The organism is Paenibacillus sp. E222 (assembly GCF_013401555.1).
Taxonomy (GTDB): Bacteria; Bacillota; Bacilli; order Paenibacillales; family Paenibacillaceae; genus Paenibacillus.
The window spans coordinates 1261093-1279315 of sequence record NZ_CP058552.1 but is presented as its reverse complement, the minus strand read 5'-3'; the positions used below and the strand labels follow the sequence as shown (position 1 = coordinate 1279315).

Sequence of the window (18223 nt, the reverse complement as noted above, 5' to 3'; positions counted from 1 at the left end):
GCGTATGGATTAATTCCAAACTTCTTCTGCAATTTCCTTTACATAACGAAGTTTACGCCATTGTTGTTCTTCCGTTAAAATATTGCCTTCTTCTGTAGACGAAAAACCACATTGTGGGCTCAAACAAAGCTGCTCAAGTGATACATAGGTTGCCGCCTCTGCAATCCGAGCCTTAATTTGTTCTTTATCCTCTAACTCGCCTGATTTCGATGTGAGTAAACCAAGTACGATTTTCAAATCTTTTCGATTCACATATTGTAATGGCTCGAAACCACCTGAGCGCTCATCATCAAACTCTAAGAATAATCCATCTACGTTTAAGCCTCCAAAAATAACTTCAGAAGCGTACTCGTAACCACCCGTTGAGAAATAGTTCGATTTATAGTTACCACGACAAATATGCATCGTCACAACTAAATCTGCCGGTTTATGAGCCAAGGATTCATTAATCATTCGCTGCATCGTTTTCAACTCTTCCGCCGGTTCCAGACCTTTAGCACGCAGCTTATCGTGACCAGCTTCTGAGAATAGATCTGCCCAAGCGGTATCATCCAATTGCAGGTATCGACATCCCGCATCATAGAAGGCTTGAATGGCTTTTTGATACGCCGCAATCGTATCCTGAAGGAATTGCTCCCGATCCGTATAGGTATTGGCACCATTTTCCAACCGATATAGAAGCATGTTGGGACTTGGAATGGTCTGTTTCACCACTGCGTCACCTGCATGCTTTTTCAAAAACACAAAATCCTCAACAAAGGGATGACTCGAGAAATCAACTTTACCAAAAACACGAATCCCACCCTTGCGAGTTTGCATGTTATGGAATTTTGGTCCATCTATTTGCTCATATAACTCTACGCCATCCAAGCCATCCAGAAAATCAAAATGCCACCAGCTTCTGCGGAATTCACCATCGGTAACGGCCAATACGCCATTTTCCTTTTGCTTTTCAATAATTCGAATAATCTCTTTATCTTCCACAGCTCTTAATTCCTCATATGTGATATTGCCTGATTTATATTGTTCACGTGCCTGACTTAAATTTGCAGGACGTAGAAAGCTACCTACATGATCATTACGAAATGGTATCATCTATATTTCTCCTTCTAGCTTTTTAGTCTAATGAGTATAGCATGATCAAATGAAATGCTTGTTATATGAAAAAGGCATGACTGGTCATAGCTTTTAACAATAGCTAAAAGTCCTCAAAAGCAAAAAACACAACCTCATAGGGTAGTGGATGTGGTTTACCTTATATCAGTATCAATTTAGCCTAACATTCACCTTCCTATCTCTCCCATTATATTTATTTTCTAGTATAATAACTGGATACAACAATAATTTTAAAATAGAAGGAGAGTTGTTATGGAATATCATGTATCCATACATGGGAATGATCAAGGAAAAGGAACAGCGGATCAACCCCTTCGTACCATATCACGCGCTGCGGCTCATGCCATGGCTGGTGATACAGTTATTGTTCGTGCGGGAATATACAGGGAATGGGTTAACCCGGCTAATGGAGGAACAGCGGAGCATAGAATCGTCTATCGATCCGCAGGAGACGGCGAAGTCGTCATTACAGGAGCTGAACGGGTTACCAACTGGAAGTCTGAAGGAGACGATGTTTGGCGTACAGAAGTACTCAATTCCATCTTTTCCGTTCGCAATCCCTTTGAAGTTGAACTCAGTGGAGACTGGTTGTTTGACGGGCCCTTCCCGGTTCATCTCGGTGATGTCTATTTGGATGGCAAATCATTGTATGAATGCGATAGTGTTGAAAGCGTTCACAATCCTGAAGTGTGGCCTGAAGCTAAGTATCCCAAGGATTCACTGTTAAAATGGTATGCCGAGGTTGGTTCTACAACAACCAAAATCTGGGCCAACTTTGGTGGAAAAGACCCTCGTACGGAAAATGTAGAAATTAATGTACGTCCTTATTGCTTCTGGCCTGAGAAACCGGGAATTAACTACATCACCGTAAGCGGTTTTACTCTTCGTCAAGCCTCCCCCCAATGGGCGCCACCTACAGACTACCAGGAAGGATTGATTGGACCTCACTGGAGCAAGGGCTGGATTATTGAAAACAATATCATCAGTGAATCCAAATGCGTTGGTATTAGCCTGGGTACCGAAATCGGCACAGGGCACACCAAGTCTTTGGAGAAGCATAGTAAAGGCGGCACTCAACGCGAGCAGGAGGTTATTTTACGAGCATTACGCTCCGGCTGGCATAAAGATCGCGTCGGCAGTCACATTGTTCGAGGTAATGTGATTCATGATTGCGAACAGGCAGGTATTGTGGGTCATATGGGAGCAGCCTTCAGCCACATTTATCAGAACCGTATTTATAATATTCACCACAAACGACTCAGACATGGTGCCGAAGTAGCCGGAATTAAACTGCATGCTTCACTGGATACTCAGATTAGCGAAAATATAATGTATAGCTGTTACCGTGCGCTTTGGCTGGACTGGCAGGCACAGGGCACTCGCATCAGCCGTAATGTATTTTTTGACAACCTTTCGGAAGATCTCTTCGTTGAGGTTTGCCATGGTCCGTATATGGTCGATCACAATCTATTTCTCTCTCCGATGAATTTCAGAAATATGGCTCAGGGCGGGGCATTTGCTCATAATTTGTTTGCAGGCCGATTTGTAGTCCGTTCTGAAATTACTCGTATTACGCCATATCACTTCCCTCACGAGACGGCCATGGCCGGATACTCCAATATCACTGGGGGCGATGACAGGTACTACAACAATATATTTATTGGTGACAATGATCCTAATAGGGAACCTGTGCCCATCACCTTTTTTGAGCATCTTCCACTTAAACCAAGGGATGAAGTTGGAGAGGACGGGAAGACGGTCATGGACGGGGTTCCGGACAATTCCATATGCTATCTGCATGCTGTGGGACTTGGCGGCTACGATCAACATCCTGATGTGAAAGATAAGAAATGGTGGGAATACACCAAAGAGGAGCTTATGGAGCTTGGCGATGCCGCGAAGGATCTCTTTATAGGCAATGCCGTTCTTCCGGTGGCTATGGGTGGCAATGTATTTCTTAACGATGCGGTTCCAAGTCGTCACGAATCCCAAGCGAAGATAGTTGCACAGAAGGGCGTAAAAATTGAGATGAATCCTGCACTAGGCAAAGTGCACATTCAGATCCATGATCCCGAATTGCTTCGGGGAACCTCTGCAATGTTAGTTACCACGGATCTGCTTGGAAAGACTTATCATGCCAACATGAAGTTTGAGGAGCCGGACAGCAGCCCATATCATTTTGACTCCGACTTTTTCGGAACAAAGAGACCCGATGCAGTTGTCACACCTGGTCCCTTTGAATTAACCGAAAAGGGTACGATTGATTTTGAAATTTAATTTATGATTGAGGATCCAGTCATTCTAAATGATTGGATCTTTATCCTGACTCATATCAATCAATGATTCCAACACTTAAAGACGAACTCCCCAGTGACAAAGAAGAAACCAAAACCTTCGGCCATTTCAACCCCAGTTCATTTTGACAAATAAAGTGAGAGAGTGCTAGATTCTAATTATATTCATTCTTTAAATGGGGTGGGCCTATGAGAAAAAAACTACAAATTTACATATCGTCTACTTACTACGATCTTATTGAGGAAAGACATACCGCTGTTGAAGCCGTACTTCAAGCTGGTCATATCCCTGCGGGAATCGAGCAATTTTTCAAGGAAAGTCCAATGAAAATTAGGAAGAGATGGATCGACGAGTCCGATGTATATGTCCTGATTCTCGGAGGATTCTATGGTTTAACACTTCCTGAAGATGAATCCAAGAGCTATACCCATTGGGAGTATGAGTATGCCGGAGAAGCGGGCAAACCTAGATTTGCTTTTGTTGTCACAGATGAAGCATTAAGACAAAAGCCATACGACTTCGCAGCAATTGAATACTATCAGAAGTTTCAAGAATTTAAGCAATCCGTCATGGAACAAATCCCTATCTATTATGTTGAAGATGTACGGCACATTAAAATGGTACTTCATGATCAATTGCCGGAGTATGCAGCAAGAGACGATTTGTATGGCTGGCTTTCTGGCAAGGATGTCCCGGAGGTCCAAAAGCTGTTGGAAGAGAATGCAAGATTAAAGGCGGAGTTGGAGAAAATGAAATGAAAGTTGGTCTAAAGGCGACAGCTCACAGCTATCGTCTTTTTCATTTTTTTTAAATAATCGAAGCTCCTGGTAATCCTCACCTATCATTTGAGGCCGCACTTTGTTCTTTACCCCATAGCGAAGATTCGAAGATTCTTTCTTTTCCATAGCCAGAACGCTATGCCCAGGTGACCTCTTACGTGTTCACTTTTCATTAAACTACCGCACATGTTAGCTTAACGCAAGTCGTAACGGTATCTTGTCGTTAAATCCCTCGTCCGCCATTCATGACCGTTCTATACATTTTTTCTGCTTCAATTGGGCTTTCTTTTGCCGTCATATGGTGCGGAATAACACGGTACACTTGAACCGGTCCGCCGAATACGGCCGACCTATACTTGTCCACATGCTGCTTCGACAAGGGGCGGTTATAATAGCCAGGTACGTATTTATTGATCATTTCCTGAAGTACATGGGTGGCTTCATCCAAATCAGTGATTGGCTCTGCTTGCCCAAATACCATTACGCTCATATAAGCCGTATCCGTTTTGGCAGGTACCGGGTCAGTGATGGTCCCATATTCCTCACATACCGTAAAACATACCTCTGGATTTTCACTCATGACATGATTACGCCTTCCATCTCCAGCCCCGTGAAAATAGAGCTTCTCCTCAGCCCACACATAATTAAGCGGTACAACATAGGGCAGGGTCCCATCAACCAACCCAAGATACCCAATTCTCGCCTGATGAAGGAAACATTCAATTTTCTCTTGATCCCGGCATTCCCTGATCTTGTAACGAACCGAATTCATTTCTAAACCTCTCCTTTCACTCATAACACACTCATCCCACTCTAAACCCCGATACTCTTCTAGAGTGCAGCTACGACTAGATTGCAAATATCAGGGTTATTACGGTAGTATATCAGTGAATGGATTGCATTAAAACATCCAAAGATATAGGTTATAAGCAATCCATAATGAGCATTTATAATTGGAACTTCTATCTGGAGGTGTATACGATGATGAAAGTGAATCGTAATGACAAGAGACCAATCTGGCAGCAATTGCTTGATCAAGCGATTCATAATATTATGAGCGGGATCTGGGCGCCAGGGGAATTGCTGATTCCTTCCCGCGAACTTGCTCATATGGTAGGTGTCTCTCGCTCAACAATACAGATCGTCTATGAGGAATTGCTAAGTCGAGGCTATACGGTTACATCTCGCCGAGGAGGGACGCGGGTTAGTAAATGGCAACAAGTCACTGAATCAACAAAGGAAATAATAGCAGATGGCCCCATTCCCCCCTCACTTCCTTTGTTGAACTCGGCTGTCGATCAATTACACGACTGGTTCGAAGGCCAAGAACATCCTGACGTGGATATTGATTTTAGTCCCCATGAACCCTATGTAGACGGACAATTTCAAAAGAACTGGCGACAATCGCTTCTGCACGCATCCGCTGCAATGGATTTATCCAACTGGTCTTACGGTAATCCCTGTGGTTTCACACCATTACGTGAGCAGATTCAGCGTTATTTATCACTTGAACGAGGCATCCATATCCAAACCAATCAGATTCTGTTGACCTCAGGAGCTCAGCATAGCATTGACTTAATCGCACAATCGCTTTTAGCTGACGGAGACACTGTCTCTGTAGAAGATCCCGGTTTTCCAGCTGCCTGGATGGCGATGAAATACCGGCGTATGAATGTGGTGCCCGTTCCCGTGGATAAGTATGGTCTAGTGGTTGAGCATATTCACCCGCAATCCAAACTGATCTTTACAACCCCTTCACACCAGTGCGCGGTCGGAGTCGTTATGTCGGAGCCGCGTAGGCAACAATTGTTACATAAGGCTGCTCAAGAACAATTCTGGATTATTGAGGACGATTATGATAGTGAATTTCGATATCGCGGCGAACCACTTCCAACGCTGTTTAGCCAGGCACCTAATAATACCTTGTACCTCATGAGTTTTTCTAAAATGATTGCTCCAGGCATTCGTATTTCGGCTATCGTTGGCTCTGTGGAGGCCATTGCTCAACTAGCCAGGGTACAGGAGCTGATTTACCGCCATCTTCCGATTATGGACCAGTTGACTCTAACCCACTTCATCCAGAATGGGCATTTTATGCGCCATATGAGAAGAGTCAGAAATGTGTACCGACGAAGACATGAAGCCATGACAAAAGCTATAGTGGCAAGTGGTTTGGGAGAGCGTTTCACACTAAGTGGGGTAGAAACGGGATTGCATATGCTCCTTGAAGCTGAAGAGTCATACGACGAAGACACTGTAACTAAGTTAGCTCTTCAAAAGGGAATACGTGTATACACTCTTCGACCTTATTGTTTGGAAAGCAAACGAAAAGGATGGGTGTTGGGGTTTGCAAAAGTAGATGAAGCATCGATTGAGCAGGGGGTTCATCGTCTTGCGGAGTTGATCCTATAGGGTCATCATGTGGGAATTGAGGAGAAAGCAAAAGAGACAAATGGTTGCAACCATATCCGTTGTCAAGAATTTCGCCTTCAATGGGGAGATTATCGCTAAGCATGTAAACCATAGGCAAACAATGATATAAAAAACAAGTTTGTCCGGTACCTTCTTTTTCTGGGTATCATCCCCCCCTCAATCGATTGAGGGGGGGTGTGTCAACAGTTTTTGTTTGCCGTATTGTATGAATCCTTCAATTGCAAGCTCCGATAATTATTTCAAATTTTCGCCTTACTTATGATACGGTTCAGTCTAACGGGTCTATCGGCGAATCATTAGCCGAAGCGCTTAACCGCCAATCCTTTATACCCGGTTCCAGGGCTGTGATCCTGCCTGCCTTTGCGGGTTTTTGAGGGCAGGCAGCAGGATGCCGTCGATTAGCGCTGTGAAGAATTGCTTCTTCAACATTCTCCAAGCTTTTCGCAACAAAATTGGCTTCAGGTCAAAAGTGATCAATTAATCACAATTCTGCAACCCTTTATTTCCTCTGCAGTGCTTTTATCGTTGAGGCGATTCCCTCCTGGAAAGGGGTTGCAATGACCGGACCGATGAGTCGTTCGTACTTGTCTCGACTTAGAGTCAACGGTTCTTCGGTCAAGTAAAGCATATCCACGACTTCCTTCATGACGGGCAAGCCGATTCCGAGCAGGGACAAGCCCAGCTTCTTCAACGGAATGACCGGTTTGACGCTGCCACTCGCCGATTGCGCGATCTTCACGATTTCTCTTCCAGCGATCGACCCGGCCCCCGGTATATTCCAATTTTGCTCGTAGGCGAAGTCTTTGCCGGCCAACTCGACAATCATTGCCGCTGCGTCCGGCAGATAGATGAACTCGCGAGGAGTATGCATATTGCCGATGTGGAACGCCATCTTGCCGGCCGCGATTGCTTCCAGAGTCGAGCCCAAATAAGAAGCTTCGTTGGCCGTAGGTCCGTAATAATCGGGCAGACGGGCGATCAGAACCTTGGCCCGGTTCCACCGCTTGCTGAATAACATCCGTTCATATTCCAAGCGAACTTTGCCTTTTCGAGTATGCGGTTGCTTGGGATGCTCCTCGGTCACCGGGTTAGCCTGTCTCCTGCCGTAAGGGTAAATACCGTCAATCGCGACGACTCGGACAGCCATGCGCTCAGCCGCCTCCATCACCGACACGCCCAGCGGAATCAACTTGCTCGCCATCTCATGGTAAGGAACATTCGCGCAATGGAACCATACGTCCGCGCCGCCTGCTTGAGAAGCAATATCCTCGGGTCGCATCGCGTCCCCTACGACAAGCGTCAGATGCCCAGGGTTGCCTAGCCGAGCTGCGAACTGTTCTAATTTCTGACGTGAGCGCCCGAATGCAATCGTATCGACCCCTCTTCTTACCAGCTCTTCCGTAATCGCGGCTCCCGTTCCGCCCGTTGCTCCAATCACCATTGCCTTTGTCATCGTCATTTCATCACTGCTCCTTTATATCATTGGTTATTGACTAATTATTGATTGATTACTAACTGGATTAAAGCACTGCCCGCTCTCTTTAACTATCCTTCAGTTCCGGCAAGTGGATAGCCTCGGCAATGTTGCACAGCATCCCTCGAGCTAGGAACAGCATCGTACTCTCTTCGGGATTCGAGATCTCCGCTTGGCGGAATGCTTCAAGCACCATTCGGTGCACCTCCCGGAACCCATAACGCATGGCATCTTGAATCGGGACTTCTTGAATCGTCTGCGCCTGCATCTGCAGGCGCATTTCATTACGGTGGCTCTCCGAGATTTTCTCGTAGGTTTCAATGAATTCGGCTTGCAGCCGCTCCGAAGTCGCGGACTCGATTACTTGGCGGAAGGACTTGATGATTCGCAGCCAAGATACCTCAAGCGCTGACAGCAGCAGCTGTTCCTTCGTGGCGAAGAAACGGAACACGTAAGGCTGCGAGATTTGTGCCCTCTGCGCGACTTGTGCCGTAGTGGCTCTGTAGTAACCGGTCTCGGCAAACACTTCAATCGCCGCAGAGATGATGTCGATTCGGCGGTTGATGGATATCTTCGCGTCTTTGGTCATGACATGAAGCTCCTTTGCGAATAACGAAAGTCTTTAGTTATAGATCGGGTAGATTGCCTGACTTGGTTCCTACCCGGTATGGCGTCGTAATGCCTTCGTAATTCAGCATCATGCTCATGCCCATCGAGGCATGCTTGAGGTTGTGGCAATGGATCATCCAGAGGCCCGGATTGTCTGCTTCCAGGTACAGCTCGTAGGTCTCGCCTTCCTTCGTCAGAAGCGTATCGAGATAAACCGGGCTGCCTTGCAAGGCAGAGCCGTTCTTACTCAAGACTCGGAACACGTGCCCGTGCAGGTGGAAGGGATGGTCTCCTCCGCCTTCGTTGGTTACGGTAATGAGAACATGGTCTCCCTTCTTCACGGTCATCGGAGGAATCTCATGGAAGGACTTCCCGTTAATTGACTTGGTGAAAAGAGTTTGGCCGAGCTTAAGCTCATAGTGCCGATCGGGTTTGATTTGCAAGACGGGGTCGTTAGGCAATGGGGTGCCGTAATGGACGAACGAGAACAGCTGCCCCCCTTCCTTATGCTGCGGCTGGCTTCCGCTGCCTATCGTAACCGGCAAGCCTTTAGCCGAAGGGCTGCTGACGACGACTTTGCCCGACTCCGGAACTTGGATAAGCAGATCATAACGCTGGCCCGCTCCTATCGGAACTATCTTCCCTTCCAGTAGTCCGGGTTCATGCAAATCGTGGCCATCCATCGCCATGACCCGGAAGGGTGCCCCGTCGACGCCGAATTCCATCGTTTCATTGCCCGAATTGATCAGCCTTAGCCTGACCTGTTCGCCCGGTTTGCCCGGGATCGACAGTCCGATCACGCTTCCGTTCACCAGCATGGAAGAGCCTAGCTGTTGATAGAGAGCCGTTGCCTCAGATGTTGAAGGATCGGATTCGGAACCTTTCTTGGGCTCGACGATGAGCGCACCTAGCAGTCCCTTGCTCACCTGAATCGAGCTCATCTGGTGGGAATGGTACCAGTACGTACCTGGAGTCGTCGCGATAAACGAATACGTGAACTGTTCCCCCGGCGGCACGGCGTCTTGCGTTACTCCCGAAATGCCGTCTTGCGAGCACGGGACCGCAAGTCCGTGCCAATGAATCGTCACGCCGTCCTCGATGTCCTTGTTATGCAGAGTAACAACTATCCGATCGCCCTCCGTGACGCGGAGTTCCGGCCCCGGGGATATGCCGTTGAAGGTCCAAGCTTCGACGGTCTTGCCGTTGTCCAGCTTCAATGTCGTCTTGGCGGCCGTCAGATCGAACTTGCGGATCGGAGCCGATGACTCCGGGATTGTGATAGAAGCACAAGATACCCCGCCTTCTTCGGAAGAAGAAGACTCCCTGCCCTCCATATGCTCCATGCCCGTCATATCGGCCATGCTTGTCATACTGGCCATGCCAGCCGCCATCTGATGGTGAGCCATGTTGATCTCTTCTGGCTTCTGAAGCCTCATTTGCCAGAAATAAGTGCTTAGCGCCGCTCCGAGCAGAAGCACCAAAGTCAAAGGAAGTCCGATATAAATCAGGCGTTTGCCGATTTTTCTTTTATTCTTCAAGAGTTCTTCCACCTCACACGATGATTGATTAGTCAATTACTTGTCTCCCGAAGTCAGCTGCAAGCTCTCGGCTGCCGTTTTGAGAGCGGCGAGCCAGGCGCTAAGCGAGGCCTCGAGTGCAGCGCTCATTCCGTCGGGGTCGGCGGCAACGGGCGGGCCGTCCCAAGACTCCGTGGTGTGCACGAGTACTCCTTTAGGCGTAGGGGTGATGCTCCATACATGGACGCCTTCGATACCGTGTGCCGGACCTCCCCATACGATACGATTCATGGGGTCAACCTCAAGGATGGTGGAGACGATCTGTAACCCATGAGTCTCCCACCGGAACGTGCTGCCAATCGCGATCGGTCCGGATAATCGCACTTGTGCGATGTCCTTCTGCCAAGTCGGCCACTGCTCGATGCCAGTCTGTATCCCCCATACGGTCTCCTGCGAGGCCTCGATCTCAATGGACAGGTCGACGATGACCTGGGCGTTCCGGTCAACATCGATTGCTCCCCCCCGTACAGACATTCCTTCCGTGTTCTCTGATCCCGTCACGCCGACTGCCTCTTTCGATTTTTTCATTTTCAACGACCTCATTTCGCTGGATTTGGAATTGAATGATTGTACTTTGTACTTCGCCAACATGCGTTTTACCGTTGATGCTATACCTTCTTGATAAGAAATCGATACGCCGCCATAACCTTTGCCATATGTTCCAAGAGCGTCCCAGCGCTTCTCGTAGCGATCCAACATTCCCTTGACCTTCGGCTCATACAACTGAAGCAGTCGCCGCTGCCACCCTCCGATTGGCTCGAACCGCGGTGCCGCTTGGACGACTGGGCTCGTGAAGTCAAAGAGCTCCGCTTGCGAGATCTGGCCTGTGCCGCGCAGATGCCAATCCCCCCCATATGCGGACTCCATCGAAGCCAATTCCAGAACATACCGGGCGGCATCGTCCACGTAAAGGTAGTCTCTTCTGACGGACGGATCGATGAGGAGCTTGACGGGTTTCTCTTGAACGATTTTGCGAAGCGCATAATGAATGAGCGTGTTGGAGACGGCGTCGCCGTACAACTCCGGGCTGAAGATTCGCATGGAAGTCGCGCCGGGAAGGTTCGGGTTCATCGGTTCCTCCTCATCGGCGGGAAGATATACCCCTTCGAGGGTAACCGTCTTGGCTCCGGTCGCCGCTGCGACGCTTCGAACGGCTTCCAGCATGCGCCGTACCTTCTCCGGGTTATCATCGTAGGTCAAGTAAACCCCGCAGAAAATCACGTCAACGCCTTCCGCGGCAGCCAGCAGCTTGCTCCGATTCCCGGCCTCTCCTCTCGCCGTTCGCAGAAGCGATGAGGATGAAAAAGCCTCCTTCAGCGCTTCCAGCTTCCTTTGCGATCCCGAATAGGCAACGACTTCGACATTAGCCCCGATTAATTGCTTAACAAGCGCCTTTCCCCACCCGCTGCCTGCTCTCACTACCATTGCTTTAAGCATTCTGATCACTCCTAGGTTAAGGTATCTAGAGATTCTAAATCATGTTGACTTGGTTCCTAGCCGATACGACTGCAATTAGCTTGTGATTGATTAGTCACTTACTTTGGAAGACGAGGTTTCCGCACAATCGCTAGAACCACTATCGCTCCGATAATCGAGAACGCGGCCGCTCCAAGGAACACCCAGGAGAATCCTCCGGTCAATGCTTGCGCTTCGGCTACGCCGCGGCCCATCAAGCGATCGATTCGACCCGACGCCGCCGTTGTCAGCACCGCAAGTCCAATGGCTCCGCCGATCTGTTGGCTCGTATTGACCAAGCCGCTGGCAAGCCCCGCTTCCCCATCCGCCACGCCGTGAACCGCAAGCTCCGTTCCGGAGATGAAGGCGCCTCCCAGTCCGACCCCGATCAAAATAGATGGCCCCAGCAGATTAGCTGCGAATGTAGCGTCGCTAGGCGAAAAGGATAGCCATATTAACCCTGCGGCTAACAGAAGCAGCGATGCCGCCAGAGTCTTGCTCGTCCCGATTGCCTTGATCGCTGCAGGAACGACTCCGGCGATGGCGACCAGCGCTCCGGCGAGCGGGAGCTGGGTGAGGCCTGCTTTTAACGCATCATAATGAAGCACTTGCTGCATGTAAACCGAGAGCGCGAAGAACAATCCCGTCGTCGCTCCTCCGATGAGGAACATGGCTAGATTGCCGCCTGTAACCGACTTGTTGCGGAAGATGCCGAACGGCATAAGCGGATTCGAAGCACGCTTCTCGAGGAAGAGAAACAATCCGAGCAGCACCACCGCCAAGCCTGCGAGAATCAGCGTCTGTGGAGCCGTCCAGCCGACCCGCTCTGTCCCGAAGAGCGCAGCTACGAGCGCTACGATGCCGGCTGTTACAGTAGCCGAGCCCGAGATATCCAGGCTAAGGCGTTCGCCTAACGAATCCTTGGCGATGAGGAAGGGAACAGCCACCAGAACCAATGCGGCTACAGGAACATTCACATAGAACACCGCGGACCAGCCAAGCGAAGCCGTCAGCACGCCTCCCAACAAGACGCCCGCCGCGCTGCCGATACCCGCAACCGCGCCCCAGATGCCGAGCGCCTTCGCCCGATCCTTCGGATCCGCGAACAGCTTCGTGACGAGAGCAAGCGCGGCCGGGGCCAGCAGAGCAGCCGATGCGCCTTGAATCGCTCTCGCCATGAGCAGCCAGGCTCCCGAGTTTGCCATTCCGGCTGCGGCCGAAGCAAGCGCGAATCCGGCGACTCCGGTCATGAACAACCTTCGATGTCCGAACCGATCTGACAGCCTTCCTCCGAAAAGCAACAGGCCCCCGAAGGGCAATACATAAGCCGTAATAACCCAGCTCAGAGTAGTTGTGCTGAGGTGAAGCTCTGATCCGAGAGAGGGAAGCGCGATATTGACGATGGATGCATCAAGCACGACCAGGAATTGCGCGAACGCCAGCGCGATCAGCGCCCACCATCGTAGTGAAACAGCGCGAGAATTCGCGATTGCCGATTGAACCATGAAACTCATAAGAATCCCCTCCTATTATTGATTAATCACTTACACTTTTTCAAAAAAATATTCGACCCGCCAAACCGCTTATCCGTATTTATTAGAGTCCCTTTACCCACTGTTGCTCGACTCGTGACCAACAGGTGGATCGTGCTTGATCCCTCGCTTTCTCTGGTAGTGATTGATCAATTACTAACTTGTTGATTTCACTATATCAGAATGTTAGTAATTGATCAATAACAATTTTAGAAAAATTTCACCCCTCACCCTTTCATCAATTCAGGCAAGTTAATCGCGACGGCGACGTTGCACAGCATTCCGCGCGCGAGGAACAGCATCGTCCGCTCTTCGGGCTTCTCGATACCGGCTTCACGGAAAGCGGTCAGCACCATATCGCGAACACCCTTAAGCCCGTTGCGCATCGTGTCCTGGATTGCTTCCTCCCGAATGGTCTGTGCTTGCATCTGCAAGAACATTTCGTTTTGGTACATCGCCTGAATGTTCTCGTACTCTTGAATAAGCTTCGCTTCCAGCAATTCCAGCGAAGTCGTCTCCACCACCTGGCGGAACGATTCGATCACCCGAGACCAAGAGACCTCCAACGCGGCCAGCAGCAATTGCTCCTTGGTCGCGAAGAATCGGAATACGTAGGGCTGCGAGATGTTCGCCCGTTCCGCCACCTGCGCTGTCGTAGCTCGGTAATATCCGGCTTCCGCGAACACTTCGATCGCTGCGGATATAATGTCCGATTTGCGATTGACTGACGTTGCTTCGGATTTAGCCATCCTTTAATTCCTCCTGTCGATAGTGATTGATCAATAATAAATAAAGTATACAATGGCCGACGGATCGATGCAAATCGGTCTGCAACAGTCCCGTGAGTGCCGATCGGAATCATCCGTATCTCTACGGCACCGGGACAAGATCGATTATAGTATACATATGTAATATTATACAATACGATTTACAAACGTTGCTATTGGGCTAAACTGCCCTTTAGCTGAATGATTGTTACAAAGATACGACCGGATTTAGTGTACTGCGCTCCTGTCGTATCTTTGTTAACTACTAGTCAAACTCACCGTTAATTCCACCTTACGCTTTACCCACTACATGACTATTTATATAGATAGAAATAATGGGGCAATAAGTTCTCCAGCTATTGCTGTAGACTTACAAAAGCACTACTCTTCCCAAACTTTACAAAGGCCCCATACTCAGTTAAAAGATCGACTTTACAACTACCTACATCGCCCAATTTAGGTTACAGCCTTATTTTTACGCAATAGGAGTACCATTAGGTATTTCAGTATCCGGCTTCAATAGAATAACATCTCCTTTTTCCGGGACTCCTCCCAAAACTAATACCTCCGATTTGAATCCCGCAATGCGCCGAGGAGGAAAATTGACGATTCCTATAATTTGCTTCCCTACAATTTCCTCAACCTTGTAACGCTTAGTTATTTGTGCACTTGAGGATTTCATCCCGATCTCCGGTCCAAAATCAATCTTAAGCTTTATCGCAGGGATCTTTGCTTCTTCAAAAAACTCCGCTTCCTTAATCGTTCCGACACGAATATCCAATGCTGAGAAATCATCAATCGTTGCCAACGTTTTGCCTCCTCCACTAAAGTCTTTAACCGCTCACGAAAATATCTCTCACGCTTTCCGGCAGAACTTAATGAGTTCCGCTCGGTGTTGCATTTACTGCGCTGGGCGGAACGGCTGCAGGAGTCGAATCCCTTCCTCAATGGATCCCTCCATCAGTTCTAAGAGCTGGGGCACCAGTTCCTGCATCCGGGGGGCGCTCAGGTGCCGATCGAGGGCATCCCGGTTTTCCCAGCGCTCGTAGATGATGAATGTGCCAGGCTGGCCTTCTACCTCGTGAGCCTCGTAGTCAATGTTGCCCAGGTCGTTGCGCGACGGGGTGACAGCAGCAGTCATGAAGGCCTTCATCTCGGCTTCTCTCCCTGCCTTAGCTCTCGCCTCCCAGAGTACAGTAACGTAACGGTTCTTTGTATCGTTCATACTAATTCCTCCTAATTTATAAATACTTCGTATTTTTTGCTTTACCGTTTTCTCAAATGGGGGAATTCCCCGTTTATGCTTGAAAATCTTGACGAACCACATCTAAACGCCGTGTTTGGTATTCACCCAAAGCTTTGGTTATCGAATTCGGATACTGTTTAATGGAGTCCATGATGGCAACCGTATCATCAAGTGAATCATTAAAGCCTGCGCCAGTCATTGGTGACATGGTATGAGCTGCATCGCCGATTATGGCTATTCTTCCTTTTGACAATATATTAGGGATGTATTCATTAACAGGTGCCCCGATCAAACTGCGGTCCTTAATCGCGATTTGCAAAATTGCATCATCTTCTTTATTCCAATTGGCTTGGCTGGTTTGTGATAGTTCTTCTAGAAGGGAATCCGGAATATCTTCACCGTATAAGGAATGCTGGGCAATCCCGCCCTTTAATACACCTAGTTCAGACAGCAAATGATTATGCGAATGATCAAACCAGCAAAAGCCAATCCATCGCTGACCAGGCTTAGTTCCCCCTTCTATACCTGGCATCACCGCAGTTGTTAATGTACCAGCAGCACTATTTTTAAAATAAGCACTCGAAAGTTTCCGTTTTTTCCAGTCCTTCTTTGGCAGCAGTTCTTCGTCCACCTTCCCTACCCAAACCAGATAGCCAGCATAATCTGCAAATGGTTTGTCAGGGTTTAAATAGCGGCGGACAATACTGCGATATCCATCTGCACCAATCAAAAAGTCACCTTTAAACGTCTGCTCCTCTTCACTGGTAGCCCAAGCAGATGATTCATTTTGCCCAACACTAACAATTCGTGTATTATGCCGAAGGATAATACCCGGTTCTTTAGCAACCGCATTGCGCAAACGTTCTTGAATGGCTGACCAGGCTTCGACATTGTTGTTACCATTGGATGCCAAGTGTCTTAATTCTCGTTCAATTTCACTATTACTATAAGGCTTTGTTTGCAAACGAATAAAAGCACCATTTCTTAATGATGAATCTGCACGTTCAAGAATGGTAACTGTATAACCAGAACGAGATAACGCAAGCCCCATCATTAGACCACCTAAAGATCCACCTACAATGATGGCATGTTCAAACTTGTTTTGTGGCATATTTCATTCCCCCATTTTAGCTTTCTGTCCAAGAGAATTCCTGAAACTGCCGTTACTGCAGCTTCATCTGGCTGCGGAGCATCCGGTCGAGGAGTTTGTCTGGGAGAATGCGGACCAGTCGGGTCAGCAGTGCCGAATCGCGACCGACCGTATAGCGGGTTCGTGGCTTTCTTGCGTGGATTGCGCGTGAAATCACTGCTGCCACTTTCTCAGGGCGGATACCGTCCGTTGCCCACGTTTCAGCCTGAGCCTTCACGGCGTCAAAAAGACGATCATGGCGTCGATGCTGGTCCGGCGTCATCAACTTGGCCAGCCGCTCCGCTGTCGTAATCCCGTGCTCCGACAAGCCAGTGCTTACGCCACCCGGGGTGATCATGATTACCTTGAGGCCAAACGAGGACATCTCCCTCCGGAGACTGTCATTGATCGCTTCCATAGCATACTTTGCTGCCGAATATATCCCGAAACCAGGCATGGAGACCTTGCCGCCAACTGAACCAATATTAACTACGCGCCCGCCGCTGTTCAGCAAGGCCGGGGTGAGCGCCTGAATAACCGCGACCTGTCCGATCACGCTGACTTCGATCTGGCGGCGAAATTCATCGAGCGGAACCATCTCAAGAGGTGCATTAACGGCGATGCCGGCATTGTTGACCACTGCCCGCAAAGGGCGACCAAGCGGATCTTGCTCCACCCGTTCGGCCAGTGCCTTTAGTGTGTCGATGTTGGTAACATCGACGATCACCGGCTCGATATTTTTGCGTCTGATTTTGTCAGCGTCTTCCTGACGACGAACCCCGGCCAAAACGTGAAATCCTTCATCGGCGAGCTGCTCGGCGGTAGCCCTGCCGATACCGCTGGACGTACCTGTGACGACGACCAGTTCTTGAGTTTTGAATGACATAGTATCCCTCCTAGGTTTGATAAGATATGGATCACGTTATAGCACCGCTATACAGGTATTATAGCACCGCTATACAAAGTTGTATATAGCGGTGCTATATATTTTCTAAATTGTTGCCCTGCGGCCTGAACATCGTTTTAGCGGGCGGTGCGTGATGCACTCGGCGTACTACATTTCACTTATCACACAACACAAATCCGAGCGAACTAAAGCTCGCATCCTCCAAACATAAAAAGATCGCCATCCTCTGGGGGTCCAGTTGGATAGGCGATCTTTATTATGCGTCTTCTAAATTGGGGCTTTGCCTGGAGTCTCCAGGCTCTGTCATCGAATCCCTCATTTTAAATCGGCGTCCGGCCTTTGGATCAAAATGATCTGCATTACGCTTTCCCGAATGAGATCAACGACGTCGGGTTGGGGTGGGGGTGCCTTACGGATCTGGGCCGTCACATAGAGCCAAGAGGCCGAATTGGCGGAAGCCCAGACCAGATCTGCCGCAGCCTGAGCTGACACAGCCAGTTTACCTTCGGCGGCAACTCTCTGAATATTTTGCACCAGTGTTTGGTACGAATGATCTGCCGCCTCGATATGGGCGCCCTCCAGCAACCGCCCCATCATCGCTGCATAAATCCGAGGACGGGCTGCCGCGAAGCGGACATAGTCATCCCATCCTTGACGAAGAGCCATCTCTGGAATGGTGGACTCCACTGCGGCAATCTTGCTTTCAAATAACTGTTTGAATGCTTCCACTATAGCTGCACTTAGAAGTCCATCGGCATTGCCGAAATGGTGGTAGAGCGTAGGAGCCGTAACCTGCGCGATCGCAGTTACGGCTCGCGTCGAGAAATGAGCTCCGCCCTCCTCTTCGAGTACCTGAAGAGCAGCTGCCAATATTTTGTCATATGTGTTCATACGTCCATTATAG

16 protein-coding genes are annotated in these 18223 nt (G+C 49.0%); 3 read left to right on the top strand and 13 right to left on the bottom strand.

The features are described 5' to 3' along the window. Positions 1–9 precede the first annotated feature (9 nt). The gene (locus tag HW560_RS05780; protein WP_179262317.1) at positions 10–1095 is read right to left on the bottom strand and encodes a 5-methyltetrahydropteroyltriglutamate--homocysteine S-methyltransferase; all 1086 of its coding nucleotides are present in this window, start codon (positions 1093–1095) and stop codon (positions 10–12) included. Between the two features lie 273 nt (positions 1096–1368). Here HW560_RS05780 and HW560_RS05775 point away from each other — a divergent pair, with 273 nt between their 5' ends. After that, the gene (locus tag HW560_RS05775) at positions 1369–3393 is read left to right on the top strand and encodes a right-handed parallel beta-helix repeat-containing protein (RefSeq protein WP_179262315.1); all 2025 of its coding nucleotides are present in this window, start codon (positions 1369–1371) and stop codon (positions 3391–3393) included. Positions 3394–3599: 206 nt separating this feature from the next. After that, a complete protein-coding gene (locus HW560_RS05770; RefSeq protein WP_179262313.1) occupies positions 3600–4169 on the top strand; it encodes a DUF4062 domain-containing protein in 570 nt (189 codons plus the stop codon). Between the two features lie 244 nt (positions 4170–4413). On the opposite strand, the gene HW560_RS05765 is transcribed toward HW560_RS05770, so the two are convergent. Beyond that, positions 4414–4962 carry a pyridoxamine 5'-phosphate oxidase family protein gene (locus HW560_RS05765; RefSeq protein ID WP_090902733.1) on the bottom strand — a complete coding sequence of 183 codons (549 nt, stop codon included), beginning with the start codon at positions 4960–4962 and terminating at the stop codon, positions 4414–4416. 209 nt (positions 4963–5171) lie between these two features. On the opposite strand from HW560_RS05765, the gene HW560_RS05760 reads away from it, so the two are divergent. Further along, positions 5172–6602 carry a MocR-like pyridoxine biosynthesis transcription factor PdxR gene (locus HW560_RS05760; protein ID WP_179262311.1) on the top strand — a complete coding sequence of 477 codons (1431 nt, stop codon included), beginning with the start codon at positions 5172–5174 and terminating at the stop codon, positions 6600–6602. Between the two features lie 520 nt (positions 6603–7122). Here the strand turns inward: HW560_RS05760 and HW560_RS05755 are convergent. The 11 genes from HW560_RS05755 to HW560_RS05705 all read right to left on the bottom strand — a co-directional run bounded on the left by HW560_RS05755 (position 7123) and on the right by HW560_RS05705 (position 18210). Continuing rightward, a complete protein-coding gene (locus HW560_RS05755) occupies positions 7123–8076 on the bottom strand; it encodes an NAD(P)H-binding protein (protein WP_179265741.1) in 954 nt (317 codons plus the stop codon). Between the two features lie 88 nt (positions 8077–8164). After that, positions 8165–8686, bottom strand: coding sequence for a TetR/AcrR family transcriptional regulator (locus HW560_RS05750; protein WP_090902727.1), 522 nt, complete (start codon positions 8684–8686; stop codon positions 8165–8167). A 37-nt stretch (positions 8687–8723) separates the two neighbouring features. Continuing rightward, positions 8724–10244 (bottom strand): multicopper oxidase family protein, encoded by a 1521-nt coding sequence (locus tag HW560_RS05745; protein ID WP_257031750.1) that lies wholly within the window; start codon positions 10242–10244, stop codon positions 8724–8726. Between the two features lie 36 nt (positions 10245–10280). After that, positions 10281–11324, bottom strand: coding sequence for an SRPBCC family protein (locus HW560_RS05740; protein ID WP_257031977.1), 1044 nt, complete (start codon positions 11322–11324; stop codon positions 10281–10283). A 494-nt stretch (positions 11325–11818) separates the two neighbouring features. After that, positions 11819–13243, bottom strand: coding sequence for a DHA2 family efflux MFS transporter permease subunit (locus HW560_RS05735; protein WP_257031976.1), 1425 nt, complete (start codon positions 13241–13243; stop codon positions 11819–11821). 254 nt (positions 13244–13497) lie between these two features. Next, positions 13498–14019: a TetR/AcrR family transcriptional regulator gene (locus HW560_RS05730; RefSeq protein ID WP_090902724.1), complete on the bottom strand. Its 522-nt coding sequence runs from the start codon at positions 14017–14019 to the stop codon at positions 13498–13500. Between the two features lie 493 nt (positions 14020–14512). Next, complete coding sequence (csaA, locus tag HW560_RS05725; RefSeq protein WP_179262305.1) at positions 14513–14845, bottom strand: chaperone CsaA; 333 nt, start codon at positions 14843–14845, stop codon at positions 14513–14515. Positions 14846–14938: 93 nt separating this feature from the next. Further along, entirely contained in the window at positions 14939–15262 is a 324-nt protein-coding gene (locus tag HW560_RS05720) for a putative quinol monooxygenase (RefSeq protein WP_013312741.1), read from the bottom strand. Positions 15263–15335: 73 nt separating this feature from the next. Beyond that, a complete protein-coding gene (locus tag HW560_RS05715) occupies positions 15336–16394 on the bottom strand; it encodes an FAD-dependent monooxygenase (protein ID WP_179262304.1) in 1059 nt (352 codons plus the stop codon). Between the two features lie 52 nt (positions 16395–16446). Further along, the gene (locus HW560_RS05710) at positions 16447–17298 is read right to left on the bottom strand and encodes an SDR family oxidoreductase (protein ID WP_090902718.1); all 852 of its coding nucleotides are present in this window, start codon (positions 17296–17298) and stop codon (positions 16447–16449) included. 336 nt (positions 17299–17634) lie between these two features. Next, positions 17635–18210 (bottom strand): TetR/AcrR family transcriptional regulator, encoded by a 576-nt coding sequence (locus tag HW560_RS05705; protein WP_179262302.1) that lies wholly within the window; start codon positions 18208–18210, stop codon positions 17635–17637. Positions 18211–18223: the final 13 nt, after the last annotated feature.